Genomic DNA, 16,501 nt, shown 5'->3' with positions numbered 1-16,501 from the left:
TGGATGACATTAATGTCTCTAGGTTGCCATGCTACTTACAGTTACTCACAAGGTATTGCTAGCGTGGATACCGATGTCATTCCCGCAGAAGCAGGAATCCAGAAAAAATAGTCTTAGTACTAACAAAATAAACCTAAAAAAACAAGTTTTTTGTAGGTTGTACTGGATTCCCGCTTCTGCAGGAATGACACCAAGAGCATTTACTGGTCCACGCAACAATGCCTACTCACAATGACGATATTTATAGTTAGCAATCCATATACGAAGATCAACTTCAAAAAGAGCCAGGAGTTCACAAGACAAGGAACACAGCGTATACTTAATACGTGAGTACCGCAGTACTTATAGAACAACTTAGCCAATTTTTGAAGTTGATTGAGTATATTCCATTATACATTAAACTGCTCTTTTTATTGAGTCATATATATTTGCTATTATTTATGAAATTACTGAATTGCCTATAACCCTTTAATCCATCTGCAACATAATGATCTTGAGGGAAACCCATTAAATATTTACATTCATTGATTGCTAGTCTTCTTATCTTATCACTTATATAATAAAGACCGGTTCTAGCACCGACACCAACACCAAAAGCTGATAAAGTGAATGACCGAAAGGGCTGTAAATCCTTTCACCTTGACCGCCTTTATTAACTTGACCAATCCTAATTGGTTTTCAACCGGTGTTTTATCTAAAATAACATCATCTCTATTAATATATAGGTTTTTATCAACATCCTGTTCTAAAATATCATTAAGAAAAATCATTTCATAAGACTCTTCCGGTTTTACATATTTGAGTGTATATTCACTGCTAAAATCTTTTCGTAAACAAACAAAATAAACTCTTTCTCTTTGTTTGCGGTACTCCAAATAATGAAGCATTTAATACATTTCTATATACTTTATAGCCAATCTCATCTAATTTTTGGTCTATAGTTTCAATTACGCTGCCATTATTAATATTCAGAATATTTTTAACATTCTCAAGCAATAATATATAGGGTTTGTGATATTGTACTATTCTGATTATTTCATACAAGAGTCTACATCTCCTATACCAAGCCTCTGACCTGAAATACTAAAAGATTGGCAAGGAAAACCGGCACATAAAATATCATGTTTAGGGATTTTGGTTTCTGATATTTCCGTAATATCACCGTATGGCTTATCACCGAAATTTCTTTTATATGCTTCTTGTACGTCTTTGTCTATATCAGAAGAAAAAACACATTCAAGACCCTTTATTTCCAAGGCTTTTCTAAAACCACTGATACCACAAAATAAATCTATAAATTTATACATAAATTATACTACTAAACTTAGAAAGCGGAATTTTCTTTTTTAGCTTTAGTTATTTTTGTTTTCTCAGATGATTTTTCTTTATCTATTTTTATAGTAGATGAATAATTAAAAGGAAATTTATTCTCCTCTTCTGAATCTAAAGCTCTACCACTAAGTAAATTTTTAATTTGCTGACCGGACAATGTCTCATATTCAATTAAAGCATTTGCTAAGGTATGAAGTTGATCTATATGTTTTGTTAAAATATCTTTTGCAAATTCATATCCTTGCGTAATAATTCTTTTAACTTCAGCATCAATTAACTCTGCAGTAGCTTCCGAGGTTTCATTATTAGGTTGTCTACCATACATATCGTCACCACTTGAACCGTGAAATATCGGTCCTATTAAATCACTTAAACCTGCTTTTGTAACCATCGCTCTTGCAATATTAGTTGCACCTTTTATATCCGACGAAGCTCCTGAGGTAACTTTATTTCTACCGAAAATAATTTCCTCCGCTACTCTTCCTGCCATATAAACTGCTATAGATGATTCCATCTGTTCACGATTCTGAGAATATTCATCAGTTTCAGGAAGTCTTTGCACCATCCCAAGAGCATTACCACGTGGTATAATGGTAGCCTTATGAATAGGTGATGCTGCAGGACAATAAAGTCCTACTAATGCATGTCCGCCTTCATGATATGCAGTCAACCTTTTTTCTTTCTCCGACATTGCAATGGAGCGACGTGCAACTCCCATCAGCACCTTATCTTTTGCCTCTTCCATGTCGTACATATCTACTTCTTTCTTACCAAGCCTTGCAGCAATAAGAGCAGCTTCATTAACTAAGTTAGCAAGTTCAGCACCGGAAAAGCCCGGGGTACCGCGAGCAATAATTCGTGCTAGTACCGTACTATTATATTTAATTTTCTTTAAATGTACTTTTAGAATTTGCTCACGACCGTTTATATCAGGGTTTGCAACGGCAATTTGACGATCAAACCTACCGGGACGCAGTAATGCACGATCAAGAACGTCAGGACGGTTTGTAGCTGCAATGATCACAACTCCCTCGTTTGCTTCAAATCCATCCATTTCGACTAACATTTGGTTTAAGGTTTGCTCACGTTCATCATTGCCGCCACCCATACCGATACCTCTATGGCGACCTACCGCATCAATTTCATCGATAAAGATAATACAAGGAGCATTACGTTTACCCTGTTCAAACATGTCACGCACACGGCTTGCACCGACACCTACAAACATTTCAACAAAATCAGAGCCGGATATGCTAAAAAATGGAACATTAGCCTCACCTGCAATTGCTTTAGCAAGAAGTGTCTTACCGGTTCCGGGAGGACCTATAAGTAAGCAGCCTTTCGGTATTTTACCGCCAAGCTTTTGGAACTTGCTTGGATCTCTTAAAAAATCTACTATTTCAGTTAATTCTTCTTTTGCTTCATCGATACCTGCTACATCTTTAAAGGTAATTTTTGGTCCTTTATCTGATAGCAACCTAGCTTTAGATTTTCCAAACCCCATGGCTTTCCCACCTCCATGCATTTGACGCATGAAAAAAACCCAAACACCTATCAATAAAAGCATAGGAAACCAAGAAATTAAAAAGCCTAAAAAGGTATTCATTCTTGTTTCAAGAGGCACTACTTCAATATTAACGTCATTGCTAGTAAGACGATTTACTAAATCAGGATAATCAGGAGCATAAGTGTTAAAAGTAGAGCCGTCATTTGAAGTGCCTTCAATTACTCTACCCTGAATTTTTACCGAATTAACGGTCTTTTCATCAACTCGTGTTAAAAAATCCGAGAAAGTTATATTATTTCTTCCGCCAAGTAAACCGTCAGATTGGAACACATTAAACAGTAATATTACAAAAATAAAAAGTGCTGCCCAAGCTAAAATACTTCTACCTTGATTATTCATCGATATAAAACCTAATAAAAATTTTTATTGGTATAAGAGAGGTCTGTAAATAAATTTTAATTAGTAGTTAAAATTTATTTACAGATAACCTCTTAAATACCGGTGTTAGCAAAAATGGGTGAAACGAGATACAAAATTTGGAGAAAAAGATACTTCAAAGTTCCACATGTCGTTATCATAATATGATATATGTGGTATTGCTATAACTTTTTCAAGTATTTTAATTATAGGTAAGGTCAATAAAACTGCATTGTGGTTTTTGCAGGATAGATTTTTCAAAGGTTCTAAATCTAATTGTTTCTTTATTATTTTATAATCTTCTAACGATAGATGAGTTACAAAACAATTTGGAGTTTCTTGATTTTTTGTGATACAAAATCTATTATCCCAAATAACGGGTTTATCTAGTAATATTTTACTCTCAGGTAATTTTTTGCCGAATTCCCTGTATATAAGTAACTCGTTTTGTATACGCTTAATTATACAACCATGAAGTGTATTCTTAAAGTTTACGTCTTGAGTAATTAATTTCAAAATAGGTTCTACCGAATAAAAACGAGCTGCTCTAGATTGTCCACTAATTATTATCAGTAAAAAATTAATTATTTGTACTTTCACCTCATTTGAAAACTTATCAAATTTAACTAAATCAAGAAAAGCAAAGCCATATTCAAAAATCTTGACCGCTTCAGCTATCGCCGATATTAATTCAGGCTTAAACTCGTTTTCTATAAGTTTGTTGGTTTTAAGTTGTTGTGAGATTATTGCGGCTTTAGACATCTTTCCAAACTTCGCTTCTAGAGGTAATTTAGACACCGTTCCGGTACTCGCATCCTCACGTGGCATTGTTGCGTGGATCAATTTTACCTCTGTCATCCCGTGGCTTAACCACGGGATCCAGTTAAAAATACTAAAATTATTAGTACTTTGTATTGTCTTTATGGACCCCGTGGTCAAGCCACGGGGTGACACAGTGAGTGTTACCGGTCCACGCAACAATGCATCCTCACGTACTTTTTTATACGCTGCGGTGTTGCGTTCCGTGTCTCCTTTAAATTCCTTTCTATAAGCTGGTTTGGAAAGATGTCTAATATAATCTGCACCTTTAGCTAATTTTTGCCTAATAACATTTCGTCTATATTTATCAGATGAATTTGACTCATCTTCAAACCATGTTATATTATGACTGACTAAATATTCTACTAATTCACTTTTTGGAATATTATATAGCGGTCTAATTATGTGTATATTATTATACCAATTGATATTACTGCTACTAAGTCCAAATATACCGCTATTACGCTCTAATCTTAAACAAAAATTTTCTACGTAATCATCTTCATGGTGAGCAGTTAAAAGTACTAATATATCGAGTTCTAGACATAGATTTGTCATCAAATCATAGCGTCCTTCTCTTGCTCTTTCTTGTAAATTGGAAAAATTATTTTGATGGTCAAAAGATAAACTATAATGCTTGCGATTTAGACTATTACTGATATTTTGGATATAATGGATCTCTTGCTTCGACTGTTCCCGTAAGTTATGATCAACCGATATAACAAATAATTCTATATTATTTTTTTCTGCCCAAATATTAGCAAGATAAAGAAGTGCTACCGAATCGCTCCCACCAGACACTGCAATCGATATTTTAGATAAGCCAAAATTACCTATTAGATTATTGATATTATACTCAAATTTTTCATATAGCATGGTTGAAAAATGTTAGTATTATAAAGTGTTTGGATATTGTGGTCAAACGTAGTAGTATGTCATTTCCGCGTAGGCGGGACGTTGTTGCATGGATCTTATGTCATTCCTGCGAAAGCAGGAATCCAGAAAAAAAGTATAAATACAGCATACAGCAAATTTTTGAAATTAAAAGCTCGATTTATCTCGCTTTATGCTGGGTGCCCGCCTACGCGGGAATGACATCGAGCAAGTTTCTCAATCCATACAACAATGCTCTGCTTTTGCAATGGTAACAAAAAACTACACAATTAGATGATAAAAAAAATTTATGCTGACTCAGCTAAATCTTCTGAAGTTTCAGTCTTTTGTTCGCATAAATAATCTTGTGCTTCTGATTCTGATCTTGCAACAATAACCGTAACTATAGCATTAAGCTCTGCATGGAGTCTTATTTCAACTGTATAAATTCCGGTAGATTTAATTTGTTTATCAAGAATAATATTTGAATGAGAAATATTATAAGATACATTTTCAGATAATTTATCGGCTATTTCTTTATTAGTAACCGAACCGAAAAGTTTACCGTCATCTGATGTTTGACGGATAAAAACTAATTGTTGATCTTTAATAAGAGCATTAATTTTTTCTACTTCTTCTCTTATTTGCTTATCTTTTGCTTCAAATTCGTGTTTTTGTTTAACTATTAGCTCTTTATTAGGCTCGGTAGCTCTAATAGCTAATTTTTGCGGTAAAAGATAATTACGACCAAACCCGTCTGCTACTTTGAGTATGTCGCCAATTTTACCTAATTTTCTTACGGGTTTTATTAATATAATTTCCATGTATTATGCCTTTATTTAGCTTGAAATACAAAAGGTAATAACGCTAAAATTCTTGCAATTTTAATAGCATTATTTAGCTTTCTTTGTTTCTTTGCACAAACATTTGTGATCCTGCTTGGTAACATTCTACCGCCTTCAGAGACAAATTTTATTAAAAGCTCAGGGTTTTTATAATCAATAACAGGTGCATTAGGCACAGAAAGAGGGCATCCTTTACGTCTTCTAAAAAATACTTTTTTAGCAGTTTTATCTCCTACCTTGCGAGCAGCTGTTTCACTAGCATTATTACTTTTTAACATTCTTTAACCTTAATTCTTACAAATTTAATTATTAATCGTTACGTCAATTACCGGAGTATTCTCTGTACTTTGATTTTTTAATATCGGTGAAGGTGCACTACTAATTGAATCTGCTTGAATTGTAAGAAATCTAATGATATTTTCGTTAAGCTTCATTTTTCTTTCTAGCTCTTCTTTTACATTACCAGTAATATCTAGACCTAAAAAATAATAATGTCCTTTTTTGTTATTACCGATTTTGTAAGCTAAAGTTCTTAACCCCCAATATTCTTTTTTTATGATAGTGCCATTATTATCTTTAATAATTTTAGCAAAATCATCAACGATTTTATCTATATCGTTTAATGATACGTCTTGACGTATAATAAAAACTGATTCATAAAAGCTCATGATATATAAGAATCTCCAACAAACAAACTTTAAAATAAAGCTACTTATAGCAACTAAAACTATTAAATTCAAGTATTATCTTTAAAAAATTATTATTTCTTTGTTTCTTTTTATAAAAAGTTTGCTATAAACCCTAATAAATTAGAAAATTATTACAAAAATTTTTAATTATTTACTAAATATTAATGAAGATTAATTCAGTATTTGATAAGCTATTACCTGAAGTTTTAATTATAGAAGAAAAAAAGTGTTAATATTTCTTTAAGTAATGATATAGAGAGAGCAGGATTTAATATAATGAGGGCTTCAACTCTAGAAAAAGCATTAACTTATTTTTTTAGTCAGCTGCTTGCTATCATGATTATTAGTGCAGAATTACAAGAAAATCCTTTAATAACAATAAATAACGTTTAACAGAAATAGACGATAACGTGCTATTTTTTTATAAGCCCTTCTTATCTGAGCAAATAGTAGGTACTTTAAAGAGCTTATTGAGACGTTCCAAGTCAGTTGTACAAGATAATATTATTAAATTTAAGAATCTAAATATTGATTTAAATAATGAAAAAGTATACAAAGACGGACTGAATATTCGTCTAGGTCCTACTGAGTTTAAAATTTTACGACTTTTTTTTCAGGTTCCAAATGAAGTATTTTTGCGTCAAGAAATAATAAAATATTTATGGGAAAGTGAAGAGACCTTTAATGAACGTCTCATAGATGTTCATATAAATAGGATTAGAGAGGCCTTAGGGAAAGACAATTTAATTATTACAACCGTTCGTTTTATCGGTTATTGTCTAAATAAGGATAACTAGAATTTTATTGTCAAAATTTTCTTTGTATTTATGCATTAAGTATGTTAATATCTATTAATATTTATGTATTAATATAATTAAGATTTTATTCTTGCCGATTTATATATTTTATAACTAAAAACTGTAAATTTTATGTTAAGTAAACTAAATAAGCCCGCTTTATTTGCTTTAATATTTTATCCTATTTTTATTATATCTCTTGTAGTTAAATATTCGTTTGATTATGGAATAGGACTAACTGAAGTTATTTTTATAATTGCTAGTTATTATATTAATAATATTACCGTTGGGATCGGTTTGCATAGGTTATGGTCTCATAATGCCTATAAAATAAATAAATATGCCGAGTTTGTCTTAATTATGCTGTCTGCAGGAACATTACAAGGACCAGCTTTATCTTGGGCATCGAATCATTATAAACATCATAGATATACGGATCAAGACCAAGATCCGCATACTCCTTTAAAATTTGATAATAAATTTTTAGGCTTTATGTGGTCTCATATAGTATGGATGCTAGTCGGAAGCGGTAGCTATAAGTCTATTGATCGCATTACTTGGGCTAAGCACGGGAAAAACAATTTATTAAAATGGCAGCTAAAATATTATTGGCAAATAGCAGCTTTTATGAATGTTGTCGTGCCTTTATTTATCGGTTACTTAGTCGGCGGTACTATGCAATCGGCATATGCAGGATTTTTATTTATGGGGCTTGGTAGATTCCTACAGCAGCAAGCAACCTTCTGCGTTAATTCTTTATGCCACTTTGCCGGTAGTAAAAAATATTACAAAGGCACTGCCGGAGATATTTGGTGGATGGCATTATTCTTACTCGGTGAAAATTGGCATAATTACCATCATGCTTTTCCTTCAGATTATCGTAACGGTACAAAATGGTATCATTTGGACGTTCACAAATGGATAATATTTTTAATGAGTAAAATCGGTTTAGCTTCAGAACTTGAACGTACTACAAAAGTACGTATACAGGCAAAAATGCAAGAAACTTTAAGCTATCTTAGTGAAAAACAAAAGCAAAAATTGACTTTAATGCAAACTAAAATAGATCATTTATTAGAAAATCTATGCTTAAAAATTAAAGAGCTTGAAGAATCATCTATTACTATCAAAGAACAATTTAAAAAATCTTTTGTAGAAATACAAGAATCACTTAAAAATTTAGCGGAGCAAGTAAGTTTTGCAACGCAAATAACAGAAAAACCTTCGGAAAAACTATTAAAAATAGTTAATAAAAAAATTATTGATGCCGAACAATCTATTTATAAGCTGTATAATCAATTAAATACCTTAAAGGTATCTTAAATTAGGCATTATTAAAGATAGATATCGTGATTGCAAACGGGTGTTGGTGTTGTCACATGGATCCTGTTATGTCATGCCCGCATACGCGGGAATGACATCGGTATCCACGTGGGCAATACCTTCTCACAATGACGCAAACTATCATTTTTTACTTAACAACGCCTCTAATTAGTTTCAATTTGAATGATAAAAATTTTAGGTATAGAATCAAGCTGTGATGATACAGCTGTTTCTATAATCACCGAAAATCGAGAAATCTTATCTAATATAATCATTTCACAAAATACAGAACATGCAGTTTTTGGAGGGGTAGTACCTGAAATTGCTGCACGTTCTCACTTATCGCATCTAGATAAAGCATTAAAAAATGTTTTAAAAGAAAGCAACACTAAATTAACGGACATTAGTACAATTGCTGCAACTTCCGGTCCAGGTTTAATCGGCGGTGTTATAGTTGGCTCAATGTTTGCAAGATCGCTAAGCAGTGCTTTAAAAAAACCCTTTATTGCAATTAATCATTTAGAAGGTCATGCTTTAACCGCAAGACTAACCGATAATATTCCTTATCCTTATTTACTCTTGTTAGCTTCGGGCGGACATTGCCAATTTGTAGCAGTTTTAGGTCTCGGAAAATATAAAATACTAGGATCTACTATAGATGATGCCGTAGGCGAAGCCTTTGACAAGGTAGCCAAAATGCTAAACTTAGATTTTCCCGGAGGACCTGAAATTGAGAAAAGAGCAAAACTTGGCGATCCTCATAAATATAAATTTCCAAAACCTATAATTAACAGCGGTAATTGCAATATGTCCTTTTCAGGGCTTAAAACTGCCGTGCGTACTTTAATAATGAATTTAAAGGAAATTAATGACACTGTAATCAATGATATAGCGGCAAGTTTTCAATTTACTATAGGAGAAATTCTAAGTAGTAAGGTACAAGATGCTATTAGAGCATATGAACAAATAACAAATAATTTTGATAAGAAGAATATAGTTATTGCCGGCGGTGTCGCTGCTAATAAATATTTACAAGAAATATTAAGTAGTTGTGCTAAAACATATGGTTATCGGCTTATTTATCCACCTATCCACTTATGCACCGATAATGCTGCAATGATTGCATATGCAGGACTTGAGCGTTACAATAATAAGTTATTTACTCCTTTGAATTTCTGTCCAAAAGCTAGGTGGAGTTTAGAGGATATTAGTAATAAAAATTTATTTACTGATATCCTCTAAGAAGAAATATAATTTTTTAATATTGACACTTCTTAATTTAGTAGTATGATATGTAATTACCATGAAACATGGCAATTACATATATAAAAAAGAGGTAAGTTTATGAGCAATAGCAATTATGAAAACATATACAAAGCATTTAATTGTTTTTCAGAAGCAACCAATTCTGCATATTCAGCCGTAAATACTTTTTTAGAACTACCTAATGTATTTAATAAATATCCTACTGTTATTTCTTTAATTTTTTCTAAAACAGCAAAATTAGACTCTAATATAACCAATATAATTAAAAACGGTGTTATTATATATGAGATATCAACAACCTTAATAGGGGCCGTAAATACTTTTTATAAAGATAAAAAACTAGTCGATAAAATATTAAAAGACGGACAGAATGCTATTGATAAGCTTATTGAAACAACAACCTATTTATCGCCAATAGTTACAGGTATTACAAATTCTTACTTAGTTGATCCGTATAAAGAAGAAAAAGCACTATTATTTGACTTACAAATTCCTAACTCTACTAGTAGTGATGATTATAAATTATCAGGTACTGAAAGTATAACATTAGCTGAAATTGAATATTATTAATACTAATTAATAGAATTTTTTTATTACTTTTTCTAGTTGTGGTCTTGTTGCATTGCTCGTTTTGTGTCATTCCTGCGGAAGCGGGAATGACATCAAACGCGTTTTTTGAGCTATACAACAAATCTTTTAATAGCCCACAATAACAAAATCAATAATTATTAAACAGTGCCTTTAACAAGAATAGTGGATTATGCAATAATTCGTTATTCGGAAAAAATTAATCAACTCATTGTTACCTTCAATTCTTTATCCTTTGCATTTATTTTAACCGTTTTACCGCTACTTATTTCGCCTGCTAAAATCATTTTGGCTAAATTATTTTGTATTTCCCGCTGGATAAGACGTTTTAAGGGTCTTGCTCCAAAGCTTGGATCATAACCTTTTTCGGCTAAATAATTTAAGGCAGATTCATCAAATTCAAGAATAATATTTTGTGCTAGTAAAATTTTCTTTAAGCTTTCAAGCTGTATCTTAACTATATCATGAATATTATTACGATTTAGGCGATGGAATAATATAATCTCGTCTAGTCTGTTTAAAAACTCAGGTTTAAATACTGCTTTTACACATTCCATAACCTCATCCTTTACTTTATATGTATCTTCGTCCTCTTTCTGATTAACGAGTATCTCAGCACCTAAATTAGATGTTAAAACTATTATAGTATTTTTAAAATCAACCGTTATACCTTGACTATCTGTTAATCTTCCCTCATCAAGTATTTGCAGCATAATATTAAATATGTCGGGATGGGCTTTTTCAACCTCATCAAATAATATTACCTGATAAGGACGGCGTCTTACTGCCTCCGTCAACACTCCGCCTTGATCATATCCGATATAGCCGGGAGGAGCTCCTATCAGGCGAGAAATAGCGTGCTTCTCCATATATTCCGACATATCTATACGAAGTATTGCATTACGGTCATCAAAAAGAAAACCAGCTAAGGCTTTGGTAAGCTCGGTTTTACCGACTCCGGTCGGTCCTAAGAATAAGAACGAACCAAGCGGGTGGTTAATATCTTGAATCCCTGCACGTGATCTTCTTACCGCATCACTAACACCTTTAATTGCCTCATCCTGCCCTATTACCGATTCTCGTAATTTCTGCTCCATCACAAGCAGACGCTCACGTTCACTTGATAGCATCGTATCAATTGGAATACCAGTAATACGAGAGATAATACTTGCTACATCACTTTCCGATACAATTTCTTTTAACAGCCCTTTATTATCCATACTTTCGGCTTCCTGAAGCTTTTTCATAATCTCAGGTATAATTCCGTATTTTAGCTCACTAGCTTTAGCGAGATTAGCATCACGTTCGGCACGTTCAAGCTCGTTTCGGCTACGGTCTAGTTCTTCTTTGAGCTTTTGTGTTTGCTGTAGTTTAGACTTTTCAGCTTGCCATTTAGCTCCCATATCATAGGATTTAGACTCTAATTTTTCTAATGCTGTAGTTAAATGCTCTATTTTCTTTTTAGAATGCTCGTCATTTTCTTTTTTAAGTGCTGCAAGCTCTATTTTTATCTGAATAATACGACGGTCCAGCTCATCAAGCTCTTCTGGTTTACTTGATAGCTCTATTTTCATACGGCTACAAGCTTCATCAATCAAATCAATAGCTTTATCAGGTAAATAACGATCGGTAATATAACGGTTTGATAACGTCGCTGCTGCAACTATTGCACTATCGGAAATTCGCACTGCATGATGCAGCTCATATTTTTCTTTAATTCCTCTAAGTATTGATATAGTATCCTCAACCGTCGGCTCACTCACGTAAACAGGCTGAAAACGACGAGCAAGTGCCGCATCTTTCTCGATATATTTACGATATTCATCTAGAGTAGTAGCACCGATACAATGTAGCTCACCACGAGCAAGCATCGGCTTTAGTAAATTCGAGGCATCCATAGCACCGTCGGTTTTTCCCGTACCGACTAGGAGATGCAATTCATCGATAAATAAAATAATTTCACCGCTTGATTCTTTGATTTCGCTAAGCACTGCTTTAAGACGCTCTTCAAATTCACCTCGATATTTAGCTCCCGCTATTAAAGCTCCCATATCAAGCTCAATAATACGGCAATTAATAAGTGATTCAGGTACGTCCTTACTAAATATTCGTTGTGCAAGCCCCTCTATTATAGCAGTTTTACCGACTCCAGGTTCTCCGATCAATACAGGATTATTTTTCATACGTCGTGATAGTACCTGCACCGTTCTTCTTATTTCTTCATCACGTCCGATTATCGGGTCAAGCTTACCGCTTTCGGCAAGCTCTGTTACGTCTCTGCCGTATTTCTTTAAAGCATCGTAACTATTTTCTGCCGATTCGGTATCTGCTTTTTTGCCTTTACGAAGTTGTAAAATAGCTGTTGCTATTTTTTTATTATTAATTCCATTATTCGTTAAAATTTTACCGGCTATAGTATTATCATAAGTTAATGCTTCAAATATACGCTCTATGGTTACAAAGCTATCCCCACTGTCTTTAGCAATGCTACTAGCTTTTTCTAAAACTTTAAGAGCTTCAGCAGAAGAATAAACTTGTCCCCCTCCCTCAACCTGAACTTTTGGGATTTTATTTAGTTCTAGCTGAACTTGATCTTTTAATAAGTTTATATTACCGCCGGTATTATTAATAAGGGTTTGAATTATACCTGTTTCTTCACTTAAAAGACTAGATAATAAATGCAAAGGTAATATTTGCTGATGATCATTTTTAGCAGCAAGTGATTGGCTACTAGCTATCACTGATTTAGCATGTGTAGTAAATTTATCAATATTCATATAAATAATATATTTTAATTAATAAAGTTAAATATTTTTAACTAGACTACTTTTATATATAATAATTTTTAATTAAAATAACAAGAGATGCACAACTACATATAGAATTTTATAATACTTTCATCATTAAAAAAACAATTTGATAACGATAAGGAGTTTTTATTAAATCATACAAAAGAATTTTTAACCACACCCGGAGTAGGCGTTACTTTAGAAATAAATAGAGCGAAAATTGAAGAAGCTGTTGAAAAAGGTAGCTTTACCAAGGCATTACAGGGTTTAGCAATGTTACGTCATGAGAAAACCGGTATAAAGCTTACTAAAATTGAAGGGAAAAACGGTGAAACTCCAATATTAATACGTGACGGTCGTAACAATCCCAATGCAAAAATTGTTTTAGGCACTAAAGCTTTTGAAATGCAATATTTAAATGCTATCAGAGGAGCGATAAACATAGCAAAGGGCAAAAATAAACCTGAGCTTGTGCTGAAATTAAATAAAGAAGCAGTAAAATTTATTAATAGTTTTAATGCTTTGAACATGGAAAAATCACAAGAAAACATCTCAAAAAATATGCAAGCTGAAATTGACAGTGTTGCTGAATTGCTAGGAAAAAATGGTATTAAAAATGCTCACAAAAAATTAAATGTTGCTAAAGATTTTCAAAATTTCAATGATGAGCATTGTAATATAGTAACTTTGTCAAAAGTCATCAATGATGAGGGAAAAGAGCATATTGTAGTCGAAGCGAAAGTAGCTTTTAAAGACTTAACAGAAGAACAAAAGCAAGAATATCAAAATAGAGACGGTAAAAACTGGTATAATGTAATGCCTGAATGGGAGAGGAAGCTTGTTGATCAGTATACTGATACAATTTAAAACGGTAGGCATGTTATCCCAACCCAGTTACGACAAATTGTTGGCATGAAAAACGCCTTTGAGAAAATTGGGGCAATAACCGACACAGACGGTAAAAATTTTGAAACATTGCTTACATCTAAACATGCAGGTACATTAAGCCTCGATTTCAAATGACATAGATTCTAGACAAAAAATTACCGACTTAAATGCACGCCAAGCTCAAGAATAGCTTGAAGACGGTGTTACTCTTCATACTAATACATTAAACTCAGGTCCTATAGGAGCTGGTGGCAATGATCCCACAATTGTTGATCAGACAAAAAAATCTATGGAAAATGTCGGTGGGAAAAATACTAATACTCCTCTTAATTTATTTAGGCTTATAGGAGTAACAAATAACTTTGCAGGAGTGAGTGATACTTTAAACAAAATAGCAAAAAATTTACCGACTGAAAAAGGAATTGATGAATTAAAAGCACATATTAAACCTAGAAGCAAATTTGAACGTTTTTTTATGATAAATAAACCTAAAGGAAATACAGCAGAAACAATTAACAATGCAAATTTAACGGATCAGGAAAAAGAAATATTTAAAAAAGCTGTAACATTAAGAAAAAATATTGAGCAAGCAGATATTCCTTTTAGAGTATCCTTCGAGACAAAACTTCCTTTTATATCTTTTGATAAAGAAAATATTAATCTAAATATATCAGATGTCTTAAGTAAATTAACAGCGAAAATAAGACAAAATAAACAAGAAACTAAAACCACTAGTTTAATAAATTTACCTCAGGAAGAAATATTAACAATGTGTGCCAGCGGTAAAGATAGAGAAGGGCTTAATAAACATAATAAAATATCTCAAGCAGTATCAAAATATACCGGTATAAAAAGAAACAGACATCGATAAACAATTACTTAAAAACTGTGATATTGCTCAGCAAGCAGGTAGTATTTATGCGGGCGGTGCAACAAATAGGTTGTTACGGCACTAAAAAAGAAAATAAAAGAGTCATTCCAAAAAGTAGAAAAGAAACACTTGCTGTTATAATGGCATTAACTGCTAAATAAAATTGCAGACAAAAAAAAGATGGATAAAAAGATAGATGCAGAATATGAAAAAAAAATCACCCTAGAGAATCCATCGCAATACGCAGTGATAGGAAAATTGTTAAACCGTTAACTAAATCGGTATCACAGCTTAAACCAAGTATAACCCCACCGGTTAAATTTAATAAACGTCAAAATATAGGTATGGAGAAATAATGTCAGAACTTGCAATTGTAACAGGCAGTACTAGAGGAATAGGTAAAGCTACCGCTTTAGAATTAAAAAATAAGGGTCTTACGGTAGTTGCTAATTTCTTCAGCAATTACGACACTGCTAAAGAAATGGAAGAAAAATACGGTATAAAAACCAAACGCTGGAATGTTGCAGATTTTGAAGAATGTAGAAAAGCAGTAAAGGAAATTGAAGAGGAGTTTAAAAAACCGGTAAGTATTCTTGTAAATGCCGGATTTATAACAGGTAAGACTATTTCTATCAACGGCGGCCATAATATGATTTAAACAATTAACTAATAATAGATTAGAATATGAAAGAGATCGTAAACCAATTAATCTCTAAAGGAAGAGAACTTTTCAGTAAAAATGAATATAAAGAAGCACTTAATATATTTACCTTAAATTAAATAATATAAAGGTTTTCTACATATCTATTATTATGAAGGCATCACTTACTTGTGTTGGGGAGAGTATTATAATAATGTTGAACAAATAGACCTTTTACCTTAAGGCAGTAGCTTCATTACGACAAGCAGCTCTATATAAATCTAAACCTAAAGATACTGATGTTTTATTAGGAAAAGCTTTTTATAAAGCAGGCAAATTAAGCGAAGCTGGTACTGTACTTAACAAATATATATATCTTGTCCAGAGAATGAGGAAGAATTTCAGGAAATTCTCAGTCAAATAACTCCAGAACTTAATAAAACTACTAATTCACCGATATTATCGAGAGATAGTAGTCAATATGACCACGATATAGCTCGACATGCGCAAGCAATTGCAGACATAAAAAAATGTTACAATCTGCAAATGTTGGGTATACTGCAGATATAAACAATCAAATTAAAGAATTGAAAGTCATTAACCCTAAATTAGAAGAATATTATAAATGTTTTAATATGGCTTTACACAATGTATGTATTGCTGCTAGTGCTGTAAGTAGCGGCCTAGTAGTTCCTGATGCAGGGTATTTAACGTGTGAGTGCCTCTTCTCTTATAAAATGGGTTTGTTATCTTGACGACATAGCAGCGTCCGGTTTTTTAAATTCTATTGCCACTGCTCTAATAGCAGTTCTGCATGATGCCGGTGATAATATGATACCAATAATACCAAAGAAATG

Annotated in this window: 14 protein-coding genes and 3 pseudogenes; 9 read left to right on the top strand and 8 right to left on the bottom strand. The window is 32.7% G+C overall.

Annotated elements, in window-relative coordinates:
• Positions 1-572: 572 nt before the first annotated feature.
• From RJP_RS00400 to rpsF, 7 genes and pseudogenes are all read right to left on the bottom strand, one after another.
• The gene (locus tag RJP_RS00400) at positions 573-875 is read right to left on the bottom strand and encodes a site-specific DNA methylase (RefSeq protein ID WP_225981324.1); all 303 of its coding nucleotides are present in this window, start codon (positions 873-875) and stop codon (positions 573-575) included.
• Positions 817-1,307 (bottom strand): annotated as a pseudogene (locus RJP_RS10095) (DNA cytosine methyltransferase). The gene RJP_RS00400 and the pseudogene RJP_RS10095 overlap by 59 nt, the downstream one beginning before the upstream one ends.
• 17 nt (positions 1,308-1,324) lie before the next feature.
• Positions 1,325-3,238, bottom strand: coding sequence for an ATP-dependent zinc metalloprotease FtsH (gene ftsH, locus RJP_RS00390; protein ID WP_014120461.1), 1,914 nt, complete (start codon positions 3,236-3,238; stop codon positions 1,325-1,327).
• A gap of 105 nt (positions 3,239-3,343) precedes the next feature.
• A complete protein-coding gene (gene tilS / locus RJP_RS00385) occupies positions 3,344-4,951 on the bottom strand; it encodes a tRNA lysidine(34) synthetase TilS (protein WP_014120460.1) in 1,608 nt (535 codons plus the stop codon).
• 305 nt (positions 4,952-5,256) lie between these two features.
• On the bottom strand, positions 5,257-5,772 hold the full coding sequence (rplI, locus tag RJP_RS00380; protein ID WP_014013786.1) for a 50S ribosomal protein L9: 516 nt from the start codon (positions 5,770-5,772) through the stop codon (positions 5,257-5,259).
• A gap of 11 nt (positions 5,773-5,783) precedes the next feature.
• On the bottom strand, positions 5,784-6,071 hold the full coding sequence (gene rpsR, locus RJP_RS00375; RefSeq protein WP_014120459.1) for a 30S ribosomal protein S18: 288 nt from the start codon (positions 6,069-6,071) through the stop codon (positions 5,784-5,786).
• A gap of 24 nt (positions 6,072-6,095) precedes the next feature.
• Positions 6,096-6,461 carry a 30S ribosomal protein S6 gene (gene rpsF, locus RJP_RS00370; RefSeq protein WP_014013784.1) on the bottom strand — a complete coding sequence of 122 codons (366 nt, stop codon included), beginning with the start codon at positions 6,459-6,461 and terminating at the stop codon, positions 6,096-6,098.
• A gap of 431 nt (positions 6,462-6,892) precedes the next feature.
• On the opposite strand from rpsF, the gene RJP_RS00365 reads away from it, so the two are divergent.
• From RJP_RS00365 to RJP_RS00350, 4 genes are all read left to right on the top strand, one after another.
• Complete coding sequence (locus RJP_RS00365; protein ID WP_024704430.1) at positions 6,893-7,279, top strand: winged helix-turn-helix domain-containing protein; 387 nt, start codon at positions 6,893-6,895, stop codon at positions 7,277-7,279.
• 132 nt (positions 7,280-7,411) lie between these two features.
• Complete coding sequence (locus tag RJP_RS00360) at positions 7,412-8,602, top strand: fatty acid desaturase (RefSeq protein ID WP_014013781.1); 1,191 nt, start codon at positions 7,412-7,414, stop codon at positions 8,600-8,602.
• A 183-nt stretch (positions 8,603-8,785) separates the two neighbouring features.
• Positions 8,786-9,844, top strand: a complete 1,059-nt coding sequence (gene tsaD, locus RJP_RS00355; RefSeq protein WP_014120457.1) for a tRNA (adenosine(37)-N6)-threonylcarbamoyltransferase complex transferase subunit TsaD — start codon at positions 8,786-8,788, stop codon at positions 9,842-9,844.
• A gap of 102 nt (positions 9,845-9,946) precedes the next feature.
• A complete protein-coding gene (locus RJP_RS00350; RefSeq protein WP_014013779.1) occupies positions 9,947-10,438 on the top strand; it encodes a DUF5424 family protein in 492 nt (163 codons plus the stop codon).
• Positions 10,439-10,659: 221 nt separating this feature from the next.
• Here RJP_RS00350 and clpB read toward each other — a convergent pair whose 3' ends face one another.
• Positions 10,660-13,233: an ATP-dependent chaperone ClpB gene (gene clpB, locus RJP_RS00345; RefSeq protein ID WP_014120456.1), complete on the bottom strand. Its 2,574-nt coding sequence runs from the start codon at positions 13,231-13,233 to the stop codon at positions 10,660-10,662.
• 285 nt (positions 13,234-13,518) lie between these two features.
• On the opposite strand from clpB, the gene RJP_RS10090 reads away from it, so the two are divergent.
• From RJP_RS10090 to RJP_RS00315, 5 genes and pseudogenes are all read left to right on the top strand, one after another.
• Positions 13,519-14,112, top strand: a complete 594-nt coding sequence (locus tag RJP_RS10090; protein ID WP_225981289.1) for a hypothetical protein — start codon at positions 13,519-13,521, stop codon at positions 14,110-14,112.
• 310 nt (positions 14,113-14,422) lie between these two features.
• Positions 14,423-15,004 carry a hypothetical protein gene (locus RJP_RS09690; RefSeq protein ID WP_024704428.1) on the top strand — a complete coding sequence of 194 codons (582 nt, stop codon included), beginning with the start codon at positions 14,423-14,425 and terminating at the stop codon, positions 15,002-15,004.
• 355 nt (positions 15,005-15,359) lie between these two features.
• Positions 15,360-15,620: pseudogene (locus RJP_RS00320) on the top strand (SDR family NAD(P)-dependent oxidoreductase); the annotation flags it as partial.
• A gap of 213 nt (positions 15,621-15,833) precedes the next feature.
• Positions 15,834-16,068 (top strand): annotated as a pseudogene (locus RJP_RS11205) (hypothetical protein).
• 106 nt (positions 16,069-16,174) lie between these two features.
• Positions 16,175-16,399 (top strand): hypothetical protein, encoded by a 225-nt coding sequence (locus RJP_RS00315; RefSeq protein WP_014013772.1) that lies wholly within the window; start codon positions 16,175-16,177, stop codon positions 16,397-16,399.
• Positions 16,400-16,501 lie beyond the last annotated feature (102 nt).

It is taken from the genome of Rickettsia japonica YH (assembly GCF_000283595.1).
GTDB lineage: Bacteria > Pseudomonadota > Alphaproteobacteria > Rickettsiales > Rickettsiaceae > Rickettsia > Rickettsia rickettsii.
This window is presented reverse-complemented; position numbering and strand designations above follow the sequence as displayed.

Coding starts and splice junctions, on each gene's coding strand:
- RJP_RS00315 (WP_014013772.1), top strand. CDS start 16,175: ATGTTACAATCTGCAAATGTTGGGTATACTGCAGATATAAACAATCAA.
- clpB (WP_014120456.1), bottom strand. CDS start 13,233: ATGAATATTGATAAATTTACTACACATGCTAAATCAGTGATAGCTAGT.
- tsaD (WP_014120457.1), top strand. CDS start 8,786: ATGATAAAAATTTTAGGTATAGAATCAAGCTGTGATGATACAGCTGTT.
- RJP_RS09690 (WP_024704428.1), top strand. CDS start 14,423: ATGGAAAATGTCGGTGGGAAAAATACTAATACTCCTCTTAATTTATTT.
- tilS (WP_014120460.1), bottom strand. CDS start 4,951: ATGCTATATGAAAAATTTGAGTATAATATCAATAATCTAATAGGTAAT.
- rpsR (WP_014120459.1), bottom strand. CDS start 6,071: ATGTTAAAAAGTAATAATGCTAGTGAAACAGCTGCTCGCAAGGTAGGA.
- RJP_RS00350 (WP_014013779.1), top strand. CDS start 9,947: ATGAGCAATAGCAATTATGAAAACATATACAAAGCATTTAATTGTTTT.
- RJP_RS00360 (WP_014013781.1), top strand. CDS start 7,412: ATGTTAAGTAAACTAAATAAGCCCGCTTTATTTGCTTTAATATTTTAT.
- rplI (WP_014013786.1), bottom strand. CDS start 5,772: ATGGAAATTATATTAATAAAACCCGTAAGAAAATTAGGTAAAATTGGC.
- RJP_RS10090 (WP_225981289.1), top strand. CDS start 13,519: ATGTTACGTCATGAGAAAACCGGTATAAAGCTTACTAAAATTGAAGGG.
- rpsF (WP_014013784.1), bottom strand. CDS start 6,461: ATGAGCTTTTATGAATCAGTTTTTATTATACGTCAAGACGTATCATTA.
- ftsH (WP_014120461.1), bottom strand. CDS start 3,238: ATGAATAATCAAGGTAGAAGTATTTTAGCTTGGGCAGCACTTTTTATT.